The organism is Aquimarina sp. AWH4_224, from assembly GCF_056160245.1.
The window spans coordinates 244,054-260,940 of record NZ_JBSWWU010000006.1 but is presented as its reverse complement, the minus strand read 5'-3'; the positions used below and the strand labels follow the sequence as shown (position 1 = coordinate 260,940).

The following is a 16,887-nucleotide window of genomic DNA, read 5'->3' as shown; positions in this document are numbered from 1 at the left end:
CGTGAGCTTAAAAAGAAAAACGGACCACAAAATCGGGAGTAAATCGTAAAGATTCCCTTTGGAAACTTTCAATATATTCGGTTAAGTCTTGGGTGTCTGCTCTTCCCAGAAAACCTTGACTAATCGTGTTTTTGCGATCGTAGATGTTTCTTAAAGAAAAACCAACCATTCCTTTCCATCGGCTATCTTTATTAGGGTTGAACCGGTATAGCACTGAGGCATCAAGTCGATGGTAATCTTTAAATCTATTTCGATTGATTCCTTTTTCATCAATTCGTACCCCAAAAGCAAAGTTTTCTGGGTCTCTAACGATATTGGTAAATGGCCTTCCTGTAGCATAATTCCACCCCAAAGAAAACTCAAAGTCTTTAACTTTGAGAGTTTGAGAAATATTGAATACATGGCGTTGGTCAAAATTTCCTGGGAAGAAGGTTTCTTGTACATCTGGAAATTTAACTTCTGTATTACTAAGGGAATACCCCAGCCAAAACCTGTAATTCTTAATTCGCTTTTTTATTAGAAGGTCAACTCCTATTCTATTCTCTTCACCGGTAATTACAAATTGATTGGAATCAGAAAGGGCAATATCGAGAATTAGGTTGTTGAAAGACGATATATTGCCTAATCTCTTGTAATAAGCTTCAACATCAAAGTTCCAGCCATTAATAGAATATAATGACCCAAAAGTAAATTGAGAACTTCTAAATACGGGTAAACTAATATCGATAGATTCTAGAGTTCGATAACTTCCAGAATTTACCCAAAAATCATCCGCCACTGGTAAAAAACCAATATCAGCTGCAGTGCTATTGAAACTAAGGTATCGATTTAATTGTTGGTTCTTAAGTTCTGCGGAAGCTGTAATCCTAAAATTTTTAAAAACTTCAAAGGACGAAAATATTCTGGGTTCTGCCAAAAACCGATTGGTGTTACTAAGCAATGAATTTCTAAGGCCGATGCTTAGGTATGATTTTGGGGTTTTGAAAAGATACTCTAGATATAACGTATGGCTATTGTTTTGATTTTTGATTTCATCCATGAATGGATTTTCAGTCCCATCAAATCGTTCATCGGTTATGGCTTCGTTGTCATTCTCATTATAAGTAAACTGATAACCAACACCTAACTGTTGATTGTTTTCAAAGGGTATGTTTATCGAATATTCTCCACCTATATCTTTTACGACTATATTTCGATCAAATTCCAAAAAAGTACTTGGATTTCTATCGTCAACATTTAGAGTGTATCTCTTGTCATAAAGAGAAACATAGAAATTAGCATATTGTTGTACTCCTCCTTTGTGGTTTGCAGTCCAATTGATACTAGAACCAAAGTTTCTAAGTTTTAAAACATCCTTTAAACGTAGATCACCTCTCGTCTCACTTTCTACGTCCCGAATAATATCTAATCTGTTTTCTACAAACAAAGTGCTTGCCTTAAAGATGTGATTGTCGTTGGGTTTCCAGACAAACTTGAAATTGCTATCCGAAAATGAGAAATCATCTTTTTCCATTTCATCTGTACCATTTTTATTGTTTTCAGGAATATTCGCTCTTGTATTCTGAAAAACTTTACGTACCAGATTGTTGTAACTAATGTTTTGATAGATATCTGTTGAAGACCTTCGACCAGCAAGCATGATCCCCACTTTTTCTGATAGCGGTACTTTTACAAAAAGATCTCCGTGGGTAAGATTAAGTCCTCCGCCGGTTTGAAATCTATCAGTAAGATCATTGGCAGATTCTATTTCAATAACCCCAGATAGGCGATCTCCGTATCGCACACTAGTCCCCCCTCTATACACATTGACACTCTCGACGATATATGGGTTAAATGTCGAAATTTGATCAAAAAAATGACCTGTATGATACATCTTGATACCATCCCATAGTACAAGGTTTTGATCCGGTGTACCTCCACGGATATATAAGCCAGCTGGATCTTCGGTAGGGCTACTAATCCCCGGGAGAAGTTGTAAACTTTGTAATACATCAGGTTCGACCAAACCAGGCAAAATTCGTAATTCTTTTGTAGATATTTTTACAGAGGCGTCTTCATTTTTTTGAATCCCTCGTGTAAGATATTCTTTAATAACAACTTGATTTAAACTTTCGATTTTTGGTTGTAAACGAATAGTGTCACAAGTGCTGGAGAACGTATTTGCAGCGATGGATTTAGAATAATATCCTAAATGAGAAAGCGTTAGCGTATCGCCAGGTCGTAACTGAATGGAAAATGCACCAGAATTATCAGTTAGTTTTACCGTTGTTTTATTTTTAATAACATCCGCTTGCACTAGTTCAAAAGAGGTGACATCATCGATTACGATACCACAAACTTCAATCAAAGTGTCATTTTCAATCACGATATAACTCGTGTCATTGATCTTTTGTAATCTGTACTTTGTTTGTACTTCAATGATGCTTTGAAGTTCTTCTATAGAAAGAAGATCCTGGTCCACATCGATGGTAATATCTTTAATGGTATCCGCATCAAAGGAAAAGTTGAATTGATGATTCGTCTGAAAGCTTTCCAGAACTTTGGTTATCTGTATTTTTTTTTCAGAATTAGCAATAGTGATCTCCTGCGTGTATCCTAGAGATACCAGTAGCAGAAAAAAACACACTAATTTTTGATTAATCACTTATTTCGGAGTTCAATGGTATTATCATTTGTAAATGTATAATTAATATTCATGGGTTCAAAACAAGTTTGCAAGGCTTTTTTGATGTCCTGATGATCAAAAAATCCAGTAAACATACGTTGTGAATCAATGTTGCCAGGTTTGATCTTAACGTCAAACTGTCGTTCTAATTCACTAATCACCTCTTTAAGTTGAACTTCTTTAAAATGTGTTATTCCATTCACCCATGAAGGGTTTTGATTCTGAATGTCAAACAATAGGAGTTTTTGCGCAGGAGTAGATTTTACCGCTTTGCCCTGGGTTAGAATTACTTGCTCCTTTTGTTGGGATACCTGCACTTTTCCTTCAAAACAGTGTACCTCCAGTTTTTGAGTTCTTGAAAACACATCAAATTGCGTCCCCAAAACTGCGATATCTCCATTTTTGGTTTTTACCACAAATTTTGATCCTTTGGCAACTTTAAAATAAGCCTGTCCTTTTAGGGTAAGTTCTCTTTTTTCTAAAAAAGATTCAGCATCATAGGAGATAGAAGATTCGGCATTCAAAACTACTTCAGAGTTATCTGGTAATTTCAAAGTTTGTGTTTGAGCCATTTCGGTAGTAACTACTGTTTGATTCGGGCTAAATACTCTGATACTTACAATGACCAAAAGTATTGCTGCTGCAGCGTAAAGCCATGGCTTAAAAGAAACCACTTTTGTTTTTTTCTCCTGATACGTTTTGTTGTATTCCTTTTGCTTAATCAGGTTTTGTATGGTGTCAAAAGTAGGTTGATCAAAACGTTCAACACCGTTAAGAATATCTTTGTAAGCCAAGTAATCTTTTGACTTCTCAAAAACTTTCTTTTCCTCTTCTGTAATTTCTCCCGCTAACCAACGTGCCAAAAAATTATTATCTTTTTTATAATCTGACATTGTATAGACTTTTATAGTGTTTTATTAACTTCTTTAGATGATACTAAATTTCTATACAGCTTAGAATTCTGAAAAGAAGTGAATTCTTCTGTAGATAAAGTACCATGTATCCATTTAATCAAAAATTCATTTTGTGAATATTTATCTGATATATTCATGATATAATTGTTTAAATATTTGGGATTGATTTTCTTAAATTTAATAATGCCAATTGCATTCTTTTTTCTACTGCTTTTACTGAAATATCTAATATTTCTGCAATTTCCCGGTAGGTCTTTTTTTCCATTCTACTTAATAAAAAGACTTCTCGTTGTCGATCTTTTAAATTACTAATTGCTCTGTTTAAACGATCCATGAACTCCTTTTCTTCCATTTGAAACTCTGGAGATTCATTGGTATAGGTCTTTTGAGTCGTTGCTTGATATTTCAGCATTGTCTTTTGAGACCGTATTTCGTTTAAAGAAGCATTGTTCGCCACTTTGTACAAGAAACTTTTGGCTGCTTCAAAAATCACTTTGGAACAGTTTACCCATAGTTTAGCAAAGCTATCTTGCACGATATCATGAGCTTTTTCAATATCTCCATATCTATAACACAGATAGCGATATATTTTTTCTGCATGATCATGATAAAGTTGTTCGTATACTTTTTCCTCGCAAACACTTACAGTTTTTTTGGTCATGTACAGCTATATTTAATTAGTTCATGTTGGTTTTTACCTATTAAGATATTCATATTACCATGAATAACCTACAGAAAAATTAAGATTTGGTCGTATGCTACTCGAGTTAATACTGTGATCAATAGGTATTCTTAAATCTACTCCTCCAGAGAGACCAATGGTAATACCATTCTTGAACACCCATTGATATCCAGTATCTACTGAGACTCCTGTGGAAAAGTAATCGCGATCAAAATTTGGATCCACAGTTCCTCTTATATTTTTAAAACGATCTAACTCATAAAGTCCAAATATTCCTGCTCCGGCAAACCATCCTCTCGGAGCAATTTTATCTTTTGAAAAATAACGCCTGTAATCCACTTCTAAGAATGAGGTGTAATTTTCTACTGTTCCTCCTACCAACAACCGATCTTTTTGATACCCTTGCCCTGCAGTAATATGTAAAGAACTTTTTGGGTCGATCACCCTTTCGTAATCCAAAACCAATTCGTTAACAAAAAAATTTAAAGGACGGATTTTAATACTATTTTTAAACGTTTTAGGTTTTTCGTTTTTTACATCCTGCCCCATTATCCCACTAGTACACATGATCAACAGCATCGTCAATACTTTGTTTCCCATTTTTGTATTCCGAATTAATTAAATTACAATCCTAAAACACAGGAGAAATAAAATACCCTAATTTTTATTTTTGTTTCCTTGTCTGCCTATGGAGTAAATTAGAGTTGAAGTATAAATAATTGATTTTGAAAAGAGTGTAGTGCTAGCGTCTGGCTTAACTTTCAGAAGAAGTAAGCTCTCTGAATAAACTTTCCAGATTTTTGTTTTTTCTTGATAGTTGAAGAATTTTTAATTCGTTATCATGCGCAAAATCAAAGACTTTTGGTCTCATGTCATTGGCAGTGTCAAATGTGATGTGATAAGTGAACCCGACAATGTTTTTTACTTCAGATACATGAGGTAGTTTTAATAAAAAGGCTTCTTCGACTCTGTAGTCAAACTCGACTTCAATGATTTGTGCTTCTTCATTGAGTAGATCTTTCAAAAATTTGTCACTCGCTATCTCACCTTTGTTAATAATGATCACTCGATCGCACATGGCTTCGACTTCTTGCATGATATGAGTAGAAAGTAAAATGGTCTTTTTTTTGCCAATTTCACGTATAAGTTCACGAATGCCAACCAATTGATTAGGATCTAACCCAGTGGTAGGTTCGTCCAAAATAAGTACTTGAGGATCGTGAAGTAGAGCAGAAGCGAGACCAACTCTTTGTTGATACCCTTTGGAGAGCTGATTTATTTTTTTGTTAGCTTCAGGGGTAAGACCGGTAAGTTGTATGACTTCTTCTATTCTGGAAGCTTTTACGCTGTGGACCTTACCATTAAAAGCGAGATATTCTCTAACAAACATATCTGTGTAGAGAGGATTGTGTTCTGGAAGATACCCAACACTTTTTTGAACCTCAATTGCCTCTTTGTTTACATCATATCCATTAACCATAGCCGAACCACTATTTGCATCCAAATACGAGGTTAATATTCGCATCATGGTGGATTTTCCTGCTCCATTTGGCCCCAAGAAACCAACAATTTCTCCCTGTTTAATTTCAAAAGAGATATCATTTAACGCTTTTTGGTCTTTATAGAATTTGGATATATTAGATACAGATATGGACATAAATAAAAGTGCTTATACGTATCAAAAGTAATAATTCCTGATTTATTGTTTTAATGATCTTAAAAAACAATAGAGATTAACACTTTGGTAATATTTAGATAATGAAGTTGCCGTCTTTTGTTTATAAATTTATTGAAATACAAAAGGTGTTGTTATGGTTTCGTTTTTGAAGCAATTATTTAAGAAAATCGCTCGAGAACTCTTTTGCTCGATGCAAAGGTTATTCTTTGTACTACTATATTCTTTTTTTGGAAAAAGTTTATTCAAACATTAAATCTCACAGCTTAATATTTTGTGAGATTTATGAATGATCTTATCTGGGGAGTTACCATTGCTGCTGCTCAAACGGAAGGTGCTTATAATATTGACGGTAAAGGCGCTTCTATCTGGGACAAGTTTACAGAAAAACGCAGAAAAATTAAAGATGGATCTAACGCGAAAGTGGCCATAGATTTTTATCATCGGTACAAAGAAGATATTGACCTGGCCGCACGTATTGGGTTAAAAATATTTCGATTTTCAGTTTCCTGGCCCAGAATACTACCTGAAGGAACTGGAAAAATCAACCTCAAAGGAATTGAATTTTACAACAAGGTTATCGATTATTGTCTAGAAGCTGGGCTAGAGCCTTGGATCACCACCTATCATTGGGATTTACCACAAAAACTTCAAGAATTAGGAGGTTGGACCAATAGAGATGTAGTAAGTTGGTATACAGACTATGTAAGTGTACTTAGAGAACATTTTGCAGATAGAGTTACTCATTGGATTTTGATAAATGAAGGAATTGTATGTATGGGAGGTGGATATTTTTTGGGCGTGCATGCTCCGGGAAAAATAGGGATTAGTAATTTCTTAGCCAGCACGCATCATTTGTTGCTTGCACAGGCAAAAGGATTTAAGGTTTTAAAACAGAAAGAAGGATTGCAAGTAGGAACCGCAATAGGTTGTACCAAAATAGAACCTTATAAAAACACTTCGAGAGACATCCAAACCGCAAAACGTATTGACACACTCATGAATCGCTTGTTTATCGAACCTCATTTGGGTATGGGGTACCCCGAAGAAGATTTACCCATACTGAAAGGAATGTCAAAATATTGCAAGAAAAACGATATTCAAGATCTTACTACAGATTTTGATTTTTGGGGGATACAAACGTATACCAGAGAAGTGGTGAAAAGTGCTTGGTATATCCCGTATTTGGGAGCTATGCTGGTCAAACCAAAACATAGAAATGTAGAAACATCTATAATGGGGTGGGAAACATATCCAGATGGGATTCCCTACTTTTTGGAACGCTTTGCAAAATATGATCCTGATAAACCATTGTGGTTGTCGGAGTGTGGTATGGCATTGGCTGAAGATGAAGATGATTCCAAAAGAATTGACTATTACAAAAAAGTAATAGCGGGCATGGATATGGTTTTGAGAAAAGGAGTTCGTCTACAAGGAATTTTACTATGGACTTTGGTAGATAATTTTGAATGGGCCGAAGGGTATGTACCTAAATTTGGCATTATAAGTTTTGATCCTACTACGTTGGATCGAACCTTCAAAAAAACAGCGCATTGGTTGCAAGACTATTTGTCAAATGTAAAACTCTGAAGTGTGTTTGATTTCCTTCAATACAAACGTACTGTTTAGAACTCCAATGTTTTCAATTTTGGATAGTTTGGATTTTACAAAATCATGATATTCCTCTAGACTTTTGGTGTGAATCTTTAAGATAAAATCTACTTGCCCAGCCATGTGATAACATTCTTGTACCTCTTGCAAATTTTGGATTTGTTCTTCAAATTTTTCGATAAAAGCTTCATTGTGATACCTCATAGATACCTGGCAAATGGTAGTAATTGATCTATCGATTAATTTTTTGTCGAGAATGGCTACATATTTTTTGATAAATCCTTGATGTTCCAACCTGCGTATTCTTTCATAAACAGGAGATGGCGTAAGATTTAGAATTTTTGCAATCTCTTTTGCAGTTTTTTTAGAATCCTCTTGTAGTATTCGAAGTATAGTGATATCCGTTTGATCTAATTGTTCCATGCTAAAAAAATTACTATTGGCCACCTATTTTTAACTTTTTAAAAGTAAATAATATGGCTAAATGTGTTTCTTGTAGTAAAAATAACTTAATTTTTTATAATTCATGGCTAATATATGGTTATTTGTTACTTTAGTAAGTAAATAACGCTTTTTGTAAAAGGAATACAATATGAAGACGGTGGTTTTAATAATAGGAGCAAACGGACAATTAGGATCCGTACTTACTACAGCTTTGCAAGATAAATTTGGAACCAATAATGTTATTGCTTCAGATTTAAGAAAGAGAGATGGGTATAAGGGGATTTTTGAAGTTATCGATGCTACAGATATGGAGCGTATCGAGGAGGTAGTTCAAAAGTATAAAGTGACTCAGATTTATCATCTGGCGGCCATCCTTTCTGCAAAAGGAGAAGAAAATCCGCTACAGACCTGGGATATCAATATGAAAACCCTTTTTAATGTTTTGGAGGTATCCAGGAAACAACATATAGAAAAGGTATTCTTTCCTAGTTCAATTGCTGTTTTTGGTGAAGGAGCTCTTTTGGACAATACGCCCAATACCGCCTATTTGGATCCCGCAACGGTTTATGGTATTAGTAAGGCAGCCGGAGAAAACTGGGCTCAATATTATTTCTTAAAGTATGGGTTAGATGTACGATCAATAAGATATCCTGGAGTTATTGGGTATCAGTCTTTGCCAGGAGGAGGAACTACCGATTATGCGGTAGATATATATCACAAAGCAGTGCTAGAAGAAAAATTTGATTGTTTTTTGAAAGAGAATGCTACGCTACCTATGATCTTTATGGAAGATGCTATTCGAGCAACTATAGAGTTGATGGAAGCACCAAAAGAAGCGATCACCATGAGAACTTCTTATAATATTGCAGGAGTAAGCTTTTCTCCTTCAGAAGTCGTTGCAGAAATTCGTAAATTATATCCAGATTTTGATGTGGTATATAATCCGGATTTCAGACAGGAAATTGCCTCAAAATGGCCAAAGTCGATAGATGACTCAAAGGCGAGGCAAGACTGGGGTTGGGAGCCTTCTTATGATCTGGAAGGAATAACCACAACGATGATACAGCAACTCAAGAAAAAGTACAAAACAGGTTCAAAAAATCTGGAAATGCTAGCGCTCTAAGCTTTCATTATTTTAAAAACAACAGAATAACAAAACAACAAAAATATGTTTACCAATATAAAAGAAGATATTCAAAAGGAGCTCGACGAAATCAAAGAAGCGGGTTTATATAAGTCAGAGCGAATTATCACTACACCGCAAGGTGCAGAAATAGATACTACCAAGACACAACATGTACTTAATTTTTGTGCTAATAATTATCTTGGGCTTTCATCACATCCGGATGTTATTGAAGCAGGAAAACAAGCGATCGACTCCCATGGATATGGTTTGTCTTCGGTTCGTTTTATTTGTGGAACACAAGATATTCATAAGGAATTGGAGCGTAAAACCGCTGAGTTTTTGGGAATGGAAGATTGTATTCTTTACGCTGCTGCTTTTGATGCTAACGGAGGTGTTTTTGAACCCATACTAGGTCCGGAAGATGCGATCATTTCTGATGCACTTAATCATGCTTCCATTATTGATGGAATACGTTTGTGTAAAGCAAAACGCTTTAGATACGAGCATAATAATATGGTAGATCTGGAAAAGAAATTAAAAGAAGCAGAAGGGAGTAGAAGAGTATTAATTGTTACCGATGGTTCTTTTTCTATGGATGGTACAATAGCTCAGCTAGATAAAATTTGTGATTTGGCTGATCAGTACGGAGCCATGGTTATGATAGACGAATGTCATTCTACAGGTTTCTTGGGTAGAACAGGAAGAGGTACTCATGAGTATAGAGATGTGATGGGACGTGTCGATATCATTACAGGAACTTATGGTAAAGCACTTGGAGGTGCCTCTGGAGGATTTACAGCTGCTAGAAAGGAGATTGTAGATATGCTTAGGCAACGTTCCAGACCTTATTTGTTTTCAAATACTGTAGCTCCTTCTATTGTTGGAGCTTCGATCAAGGTTTTGGATTTGTTAAGTGCCTCAACAGAATTGAGAGATAAGCTTGAAAAGAATACAAAGTACTTCAGATCGGAAATGACCAAAGCAGGTTTTGATATCCTTGCAGGAGATCATCCTATTGTTCCCGTAATGCTATATGATGCTAAATTGGCTCAGGAGTTTGCTGCCAAACTGTTGGATGAAGGGATTTATGTAATCGGATTCTTTTATCCTGTGGTTCCTAAAGGAAAAGCAAGAATTAGAGTTCAGTTATCCGCTGGGCACGAGCAACACCACTTGAAAAAAGCGGTCGCTGCATTTACCAAAATTGGTAAAGAACTGGGAGTGATTTAATTACGAACGTTTGTTAGTGCTTCAAATACTGAAAAATTTATAACAGACGAGCATTTTTGTTTCGAATATAATAGCAATAGCTGCTCTTTGTTTAGAATTTGATGATAATGTGTTTTTGATAGTGAAAAAAATGAAAAAATATTTTGATTCATTATAGATTTAACTACTTTAGCACTGTAATACTGAAAGAAATGAGCAACGTATTTACTTGGAACCGATTTTATTTTTTCTTCTTTTATTTTAAAAGTAAGATCGGGATTGCTATGTAAATATTAGTAAAAACATATCATAAGAATCCCGATGAAAAGTCGGGATTTTTTTTTGACATAAAATAAACAACGGTTGAGAAAAAAAGTTGCAATACAAGGAGTAAAAGGATCTTACCATCATGGGGTGGCACAAGCCTATTTCGGAAAAGATATAGAAGTAGATGAGTGTATGTCATTTCAGGAATTAGTAGTGAGTTTAGAAAATAATAGAAGCACGGATGCTGTCATGGCGATAGAAAACTCTATTGCAGGATCTATTATTCCTAATTATGCATATATAGATGAGCATGATCTCACGATCAATGGGGAGTATTTCTTACCTATACATCATTGTTTGATGGCAATAGAAGGGCAGCAAATTGCTGATATAAAAGAGGTGTATTCTCATCCAATGGCTTTGTTACAATGCAAGGATTTTTTTAGGAAACATCCTCATATCAAATTGGTAGAGGATGCAGATACTGCCGATGTGGCTCGTAGGATTGGTGAACAACAGTTGATGGGAGTGGCAGCAGTAGCAGGAGAAACTGCAGCGTCTATTTATGAGTTAAGTATTTTAGCTCGAGAGATTCAGACCATTAAATCCAATAGCACACGTTTTTTTGTACTTAATGCAAAGTCTGAAGCAAAAACGCCAAAGGATCAGATCAATAAAGCTTCGCTAAAGTTTCATACAGATCATAAAAGAGGGAGCCTGGCCACAGTGCTTAATGTAATGAGTGATTGCAATTTGAACCTAACAAAGATTCAATCCTTACCCATTATTGATATGCCCTGGAAATATTCATTTTTTGTAGATGTTACTTTTCACAATTATGAAGACTACCAAAAGGCAATGTCGATTTTAAAAATAATGGCATTAGAATTAAAGGTGTTAGGAGAATATAAAAATCAAAACGGATGAACATTCAAACAGCAAAAAGATTAGATACGGTAGAAGAGTACTACTTCTCAACCAAGTTGAGAGAAGTGCGTGAGTTAGCATCTTCGGGAAAACCTATACTTAATATGGCTATTGGAAGTCCGGATTTAGATCCTCCGGCAGAAGTGGTAAAAGCAATTCAAGAAGCTGTCTTAGAACAGGGGGCACATAAATATCAAAGTTATCAGGGATTGCCGGAGTTGCGTGAAGCTATTGCAGATTTTTATAAAACAAAGTATGCGGTTGATTTGAACCCAAAAAATGAGATCCTACCGCTTATGGGATCCAAAGAAGGGGTAATGCATATTTCTTTAGCATACCTCAATGAAGGAGATGAGGTACTGGTGCCAAATCCCGGATACCCAACGTATACCTCGGTGACCAAATTGGTTGGAGCAACACCTGTTTTTTATGATTTGGTTGAGGAGAACGGATGGGAACCTGATTTACATAGCCTTTCAAAAAGAGATTTGAGCAAGGTTAAACTGATGTGGATCAACTATCCACATATGCCTACAGGAGCTTCGGGGAGTGTAGAGATGTTTCAAAAAATAGTGGATTTTGCAAAAAAACATAGCATCTTATTGGTAAAAGATAATCCATACAGTTTTATATTAAACGATAGTCCGGTAAGCATTCTATCTGTCCCAGGAGCTAGAGAAGTTGCGCTAGAGCTTAATTCTCTGAGTAAAACTTTTAATATGGCGGGTTGGCGAGTAGGTATGGTGAGTGGTAGTTCTGATAAAATAGAGGCTATTCTCAAGGTAAAAAGTAATATGGATAGTGGGATGTTTCAAGGGATACAAAAAGGTGCCATAGCAGCGTTAAAAATTTCGAATGGGTGGTACGATAAAATGAATGCTATTTATGCCGAAAGAAGAGCACTGATCTGGGAACTAGCTTCAAAATTAGGATGTACTTTTGATAGAACTGCCAAAGGAATGTTTGTGTGGGCAAAATTACCCAACGGACTGGAAGCAATTCCTTTTACAGATTATGTATTGTATAAAAAAGACATCTTTGTTGCTCCAGGAGATATTTTTGGTAGTAATGGGAAAGGATATATTCGTTTCTCCTTGTGTGTTTCAAAAGATAATATACAAGAAGCTATTCAACGATTTGGAAATCAAGAATTAGAGTTTAATAATGAACTTATGAATCAAAAGGCATAACATACAGGTATGAATGTATTTATTATTGGGGTAGGTTTAATAGGAGGGTCCTTTGCGATCGATATCAAGGCAGCTTTTAATGATGCCAAAATATTCGGTATTGATGGTAATCCAGAACATTTAGAAAATTCAGTTTCTTTAGATTTTATAGATCATGCTTCTGATTTTGATCAACTTGATCAAGCCGATGTAGTAATCATTGCAATACCTGTAGATGCAACAGTCAAGGTACTACCGCAAGTTCTTGATCAAATTAATGATGATTGTTTAGTATTTGATGTAGGTTCTACTAAGAAAAAACTGTGCAAAATTGTAGAGGATCATCCCAAGCGAAGAAATTATCTAGCCGTACATCCAATAGCAGGTACAGAGTTTTCTGGACCAAAAGCGGCAATTGCTAACTTATACCGTGGGAAAACCAATATTATTTGTGAGGTAGAGAAAACTGCTTTTAAATTACAGGAAAAAGGCATGGAAATTTTTTCTAGATTAGGTATGCGAATTCGTTATATGGATCCGGTATCTCATGATAAGCATATTGCATATGTGTCTCATTTGTCTCACATAAGTTCATTCATGCTGGGTAAAACCGTAATAGAAAAGGAGAAAAACGAAAGAGATATTTTTGATATGGCCGGAAGTGGTTTTGCCTCTACGGTGAGATTGGCCAAAAGTTCTCCGGCAATGTGGGCTCCTATATTTAAGCAAAATAAGGAAAATGTTATCGAAACATTACAAGAGTACATAACTAACCTTAATCAGTTCAAAGAATTAATGGAAAATGATAAATTTGATCAAATCTATCAGGAGATGGAAAATACAAACTATATTAAGACAATTTTGAAAGGAATTTCATAACAATAAATAAAAACGACTATAAACATAATGCATAAAAGATAGCAATGGAAAATAAGAAGGAACTTAGAACATGGTTAGATGACTACAATCTGGATCACCCTTTGGTAATCAGTGGCCCTTGTAGCGCAGAGACCGAAGAACAAGTATTAAAAATTGCACATCAGCTTAAAGATTCTGATGCCACAGTATTACGCGCAGGAATTTGGAAGCCCAGAACCAGACCTGGTAATTTCGAAGGTGTAGGAGCTTTAGGATTAAAATGGCTGCAACGAGCAAAAGAAGAAACGGGTCTTAAAATTGCTACCGAAGTGGCGAATCCACATCATGTAGAGTTAGCTTTAGAACATGGTGTAGATGTGCTTTGGATCGGAGCAAGAAGTACTGTTTCTCCCTTTATTGTTCAGGATATTGCAGATGCTTGTAAAGGAATCGATAATCCGGTTTTAATAAAAAATCCAATCAATCCTGATCTCTCTTTATGGTTAGGTGCAGTAGAACGTTTTTACACGGCTGATGTAAAGAATTTGGGTGTGATTCATAGAGGTTTTTCAACTTATGAAAAAACAAAATATCGTAACATCCCAGAGTGGCAAATTCCAATTGATTTGCAAAATCGTTTTCCAGATTTACCATTGATTCTGGACCCTTCTCATATTGCAGGAAGAAGAGATCTTATTTTTGATCTTTCGCAAACTGCATTAGATCTTAATTTTGACGGATTGATCGTAGAAACACATTTTGATCCGGATAATGCTTGGAGTGATGCAAAACAGCAAATTACACCAGAAACATTAATTCAATATATGAAAGATTTAAAAATCCGAAAAGAAGTTGGTGTGGACGAAGCGTATCAAAAAGCACTAAGTGAACTGAGAGCAAAAATAGATGTTGTAGATAATCAGTTGCTGGATGTGTTGTCAAGAAGGATGAAGATTTCTGATGAAATTGGTAAAGTCAAAGCAAAACAAAACGTAGCGATCCTGCAGTCTAAAAGATGGAATGAAATTTTAGGAAAAATGATTCTTGAAGGAGAAGAAAAAGGATTAAGTGAAGAATTTATGCTTAGGATCTATAAGGCAATTCACCAAGAGTCGATTAATCATCAGAAAAAAGTAGCACGTTCATAATAAAAAGCCACTCAAATACATTTGAGTGGCTTCTTTATAAAGTTGTAGTCTATTTTTTTCTTTTGAAAGTATATCGGGTTATATAAATTCCATTACCGTCGCCTTTACCACCAAAACTTTCAACACCACTGTTTACAAAAGTTAGTTCCCAACCTAGAGTAGACATTTCGTTAAGTTTTGAAGTAACTATAGCGTCGTTTGCAGCGATATTTTGAAAACGGATCCCACCAAGATTAAAGAAGTTTAAAAGTTTGGTTTCATCAAAGCCTTTTACTCTAATTTCACCTCGGTTGGATTTATTTCTTTTGTCATCTTCCCCAGTACGTGTAGAAGTGAATTCTTTGTAATCTCTAACTTCATTGCTGGTAAGCATTCTGGATCTACCCAAACCACTAGGAACAATAGATTCTATAACCGTTACGATTTGGTATTCATAGACATCTTGAGCAAAAGTTGTGTTTAAACCAAGCATAAAAAGTGCGACTAGTACTAAGTTTTTTTTCATAATGGATTTTAATTTTAAGATTAATATCTGCTAACTTATCAATTGGTATGCCATATTTTTTGAACAAAGAAAAAAATAGGTCTTAAATAAATTTTAATATTCGCATCTTTGTGCTTATGACAGGTACAGTTTATAAATCTACCGGGAGTTGGTATACCGTTAAAACACAGGATGGTAATGTCTATGAATGCCGGATAAAAGGGAAATTTCGGATTAAGGGTATAAAAAGTACAAATCCTGTATCGGTTGGAGATGTTGTAGATTTTAAATTAGAAACCAAAAATGATCAGGAAACAGGGGTTATAGAACATATACATGAGCGCCGAAATTACATCATTAGAAAATCTGTAAATCTTTCTAAGCAAACCCATATTATCGCGGCAAACATTGATATGGTCTTTTTGTTAATTACATTAAATAATCCACCAACCTTTACAGCATTTATTGATCGTTTTTTGGTTACCGCAGAAGCATACGGTATAAGGGCGGTGTTACTTTTTAATAAAATAGATACCTATAATGAGGAAGAGCTTTTAGAAATAAAATATCTCGCTGCATTATATAGAGATATAGGATATGAATGCATTGGTGTTTCTGCAAAAACTGGAAAAAATATTGATAAGGTAAAATCTTTGATGGAAGATAAAGTCTGCATGTTTTCTGGGCATAGTGGCGTGGGAAAATCTACCCTGGTCAATTTGATTGAACCAAATTTATCCTTAAAGACAGCAGCAATCAGTGAACAGCATCAACAAGGGCAACATACTACAACTTTTGCAGAAATGTTTGACTTGAGTATAGGGGCAAAAATTATCGATACTCCGGGAATTAAGGGATTTGGAGTAGTTGATATGGATAAAGAGGAGGTAGGAGATTATTTCCCTGAATTTTTTGCCTTAAAATCTCAATGTAAATTCAATAATTGTTTACATATTAATGAGCCTAAATGCGCAGTTAAATTAGCTCTGGATAACGGAGAGGTTGCATGGTCTAGATACAAAAGTTACCTTCAAATACTCGAAGGGGATGAGGAACACTACCGTAAAAATAATTATGATGAAGAATAATTTTTTTTCAAGAGTAGGGTAACATTTTGGAAATTCATGAAATACACAAATAGGAAAACAAAAAACTAAGTTTCAAAAAATGAAACTGGTATAGTGTATACTTGCAAATGCGCGAGATAATTTTCGGTCGTATTGTAGGTTGAAGATGTAAAAGCTAAGTAAGATATGAGAGCGGTGATACAAAGGGTAACCGAAGCCTCAGTTTCGGTAGATCAAAAAGAGATTTCTAGCATACAATCTGGGTTGCTCATTTTAGTAGGAATAGAAGAGCAGGATACAGAAGAAGATATTATTTGGTTGTCTGGAAAAATTGCACGATTACGAATTTTTGGAGATGAAAATGGGGTGATGAACAAGAGTCTACTTGATGTAAGTGGAGATGCGATTGTGGTAAGTCAATTTACCTTACACGCAAGCACCAAAAAGGGAAATAGGCCTAGTTATATTAAAGCTGCAAAACCTGATATAGCTATACCAATTTATGAGCGTTTTGTTAACCAACTTGAAACCGAATTAAACAAAAAAGTAGGGACCGGGATCTTTGGAGCAGACATGAAAGTTGCGCTGCTTAACGATGGACCGGTAACGATCATAATAGATACCAAAAATAGAGAATAACC

Annotated in this window: 16 protein-coding genes; 9 read left to right on the top strand and 7 right to left on the bottom strand. The window is 35.3% G+C overall.

What is annotated here, in order from left to right; translation table 11 throughout:
- Nucleotides 1–7 precede the first annotated feature (7 nt).
- From ACXAGJ_RS13730 to gldA, 5 genes are all read right to left on the bottom strand, one after another.
- Nucleotides 8–2,626, bottom strand: coding sequence for a TonB-dependent receptor (locus ACXAGJ_RS13730; protein WP_474840742.1), 2,619 nt, complete (start codon nucleotides 2,624–2,626; stop codon nucleotides 8–10).
- 14 nt (nucleotides 2,627–2,640) lie between these two features.
- Complete coding sequence (locus tag ACXAGJ_RS13725) at nucleotides 2,641–3,558, bottom strand: FecR family protein (RefSeq protein WP_474840740.1); 918 nt, start codon at nucleotides 3,556–3,558, stop codon at nucleotides 2,641–2,643.
- Between the two features lie 169 nt (nucleotides 3,559–3,727).
- Entirely contained in the window at nucleotides 3,728–4,240 is a 513-nt protein-coding gene (locus ACXAGJ_RS13720; RefSeq protein ID WP_073315493.1) for an RNA polymerase sigma factor, read from the bottom strand.
- A gap of 54 nt (nucleotides 4,241–4,294) precedes the next feature.
- On the bottom strand, nucleotides 4,295–4,861 hold the full coding sequence (locus tag ACXAGJ_RS13715) for a hypothetical protein (RefSeq protein ID WP_474840739.1): 567 nt from the start codon (nucleotides 4,859–4,861) through the stop codon (nucleotides 4,295–4,297).
- 154 nt (nucleotides 4,862–5,015) lie between these two features.
- Nucleotides 5,016–5,918 carry a gliding motility-associated ABC transporter ATP-binding subunit GldA gene (gene gldA / locus ACXAGJ_RS13710; RefSeq protein WP_073315491.1) on the bottom strand — a complete coding sequence of 301 codons (903 nt, stop codon included), beginning with the start codon at nucleotides 5,916–5,918 and terminating at the stop codon, nucleotides 5,016–5,018.
- A gap of 303 nt (nucleotides 5,919–6,221) precedes the next feature.
- On the opposite strand from gldA, the gene ACXAGJ_RS13705 reads away from it, so the two are divergent.
- Nucleotides 6,222–7,526, top strand: a complete 1,305-nt coding sequence (locus ACXAGJ_RS13705) for a glycoside hydrolase family 1 protein (RefSeq protein ID WP_474840738.1) — start codon at nucleotides 6,222–6,224, stop codon at nucleotides 7,524–7,526.
- Here ACXAGJ_RS13705 and ACXAGJ_RS13700 read toward each other — a convergent pair.
- A complete protein-coding gene (locus ACXAGJ_RS13700; protein ID WP_073315489.1) occupies nucleotides 7,509–7,970 on the bottom strand; it encodes an Lrp/AsnC family transcriptional regulator in 462 nt (153 codons plus the stop codon). The two genes, ACXAGJ_RS13705 and ACXAGJ_RS13700, sit on opposite strands and share 18 nt — an antisense overlap.
- A gap of 169 nt (nucleotides 7,971–8,139) precedes the next feature.
- Here ACXAGJ_RS13700 and ACXAGJ_RS13695 point away from each other — a divergent pair, with 169 nt between their 5' ends.
- The 6 genes from ACXAGJ_RS13695 (at nucleotide 8,140) to ACXAGJ_RS13670 (ending at nucleotide 14,695) form a co-directional block, all read left to right on the top strand.
- A complete protein-coding gene (locus ACXAGJ_RS13695) occupies nucleotides 8,140–9,114 on the top strand; it encodes an NAD-dependent epimerase/dehydratase family protein (protein WP_474840737.1) in 975 nt (324 codons plus the stop codon).
- 45 nt (nucleotides 9,115–9,159) lie between these two features.
- Complete coding sequence (gene kbl / locus ACXAGJ_RS13690) at nucleotides 9,160–10,347, top strand: glycine C-acetyltransferase (protein WP_474840736.1); 1,188 nt, start codon at nucleotides 9,160–9,162, stop codon at nucleotides 10,345–10,347.
- Nucleotides 10,348–10,689: 342 nt separating this feature from the next.
- Complete coding sequence (locus ACXAGJ_RS13685; protein WP_073315486.1) at nucleotides 10,690–11,520, top strand: prephenate dehydratase; 831 nt, start codon at nucleotides 10,690–10,692, stop codon at nucleotides 11,518–11,520.
- On the top strand, nucleotides 11,517–12,710 hold the full coding sequence (locus tag ACXAGJ_RS13680) for a pyridoxal phosphate-dependent aminotransferase (protein WP_474840735.1): 1,194 nt from the start codon (nucleotides 11,517–11,519) through the stop codon (nucleotides 12,708–12,710). Before ACXAGJ_RS13685 ends, ACXAGJ_RS13680 begins: the two co-directional genes overlap by 4 nt.
- Nucleotides 12,711–12,719: 9 nt before the next feature.
- Complete coding sequence (locus tag ACXAGJ_RS13675) at nucleotides 12,720–13,568, top strand: prephenate dehydrogenase (protein WP_474840734.1); 849 nt, start codon at nucleotides 12,720–12,722, stop codon at nucleotides 13,566–13,568.
- 44 nt (nucleotides 13,569–13,612) lie between these two features.
- Nucleotides 13,613–14,695, top strand: a complete 1,083-nt coding sequence (locus ACXAGJ_RS13670) for a chorismate mutase (protein WP_474840733.1) — start codon at nucleotides 13,613–13,615, stop codon at nucleotides 14,693–14,695.
- Nucleotides 14,696–14,744: 49 nt separating this feature from the next.
- Here ACXAGJ_RS13670 and ACXAGJ_RS13665 read toward each other — a convergent pair whose 3' ends face one another.
- Entirely contained in the window at nucleotides 14,745–15,200 is a 456-nt protein-coding gene (locus ACXAGJ_RS13665; protein ID WP_474840732.1) for a hypothetical protein, read from the bottom strand.
- Between the two features lie 116 nt (nucleotides 15,201–15,316).
- Here ACXAGJ_RS13665 and rsgA point away from each other — a divergent pair, with 116 nt between their 5' ends.
- Both rsgA and dtd read left to right on the top strand, forming a co-directional pair.
- Nucleotides 15,317–16,267 (top strand): ribosome small subunit-dependent GTPase A, encoded by a 951-nt coding sequence (gene rsgA / locus ACXAGJ_RS13660; RefSeq protein ID WP_474840731.1) that lies wholly within the window; start codon nucleotides 15,317–15,319, stop codon nucleotides 16,265–16,267.
- A gap of 165 nt (nucleotides 16,268–16,432) precedes the next feature.
- A complete protein-coding gene (gene dtd / locus ACXAGJ_RS13655) occupies nucleotides 16,433–16,885 on the top strand; it encodes a D-aminoacyl-tRNA deacylase (protein ID WP_474840730.1) in 453 nt (150 codons plus the stop codon).
- Nucleotides 16,886–16,887: the final 2 nt, after the last annotated feature.

What these genes read in the sequence shown, in the direction of transcription:
- ACXAGJ_RS13725 (WP_474840740.1), bottom strand. Translation starts at nt 3,558, where the DNA reads ATGTCAGATTATAAAAAAGATAATAATTTTTTGGCACGTTGGTTAGCG.
- ACXAGJ_RS13720 (WP_073315493.1), bottom strand. Translation starts at nt 4,240, where the DNA reads ATGACCAAAAAAACTGTAAGTGTTTGCGAGGAAAAAGTATACGAACAA.
- ACXAGJ_RS13715 (WP_474840739.1), bottom strand. Translation starts at nt 4,861, where the DNA reads ATGGGAAACAAAGTATTGACGATGCTGTTGATCATGTGTACTAGTGGG.
- gldA (WP_073315491.1), bottom strand. Translation starts at nt 5,918, where the DNA reads ATGTCCATATCTGTATCTAATATATCCAAATTCTATAAAGACCAAAAA.
- ACXAGJ_RS13705 (WP_474840738.1), top strand. Translation starts at nt 6,222, where the DNA reads ATGAATGATCTTATCTGGGGAGTTACCATTGCTGCTGCTCAAACGGAA.
- ACXAGJ_RS13700 (WP_073315489.1), bottom strand. Translation starts at nt 7,970, where the DNA reads ATGGAACAATTAGATCAAACGGATATCACTATACTTCGAATACTACAA.
- ACXAGJ_RS13695 (WP_474840737.1), top strand. Translation starts at nt 8,140, where the DNA reads ATGAAGACGGTGGTTTTAATAATAGGAGCAAACGGACAATTAGGATCC.
- kbl (WP_474840736.1), top strand. Translation starts at nt 9,160, where the DNA reads ATGTTTACCAATATAAAAGAAGATATTCAAAAGGAGCTCGACGAAATC.
- ACXAGJ_RS13680 (WP_474840735.1), top strand. Translation starts at nt 11,517, where the DNA reads ATGAACATTCAAACAGCAAAAAGATTAGATACGGTAGAAGAGTACTAC.
- ACXAGJ_RS13675 (WP_474840734.1), top strand. Translation starts at nt 12,720, where the DNA reads ATGAATGTATTTATTATTGGGGTAGGTTTAATAGGAGGGTCCTTTGCG.
- ACXAGJ_RS13670 (WP_474840733.1), top strand. Translation starts at nt 13,613, where the DNA reads ATGGAAAATAAGAAGGAACTTAGAACATGGTTAGATGACTACAATCTG.
- ACXAGJ_RS13665 (WP_474840732.1), bottom strand. Translation starts at nt 15,200, where the DNA reads ATGAAAAAAAACTTAGTACTAGTCGCACTTTTTATGCTTGGTTTAAAC.
- rsgA (WP_474840731.1), top strand. Translation starts at nt 15,317, where the DNA reads ATGACAGGTACAGTTTATAAATCTACCGGGAGTTGGTATACCGTTAAA.
- dtd (WP_474840730.1), top strand. Translation starts at nt 16,433, where the DNA reads ATGAGAGCGGTGATACAAAGGGTAACCGAAGCCTCAGTTTCGGTAGAT.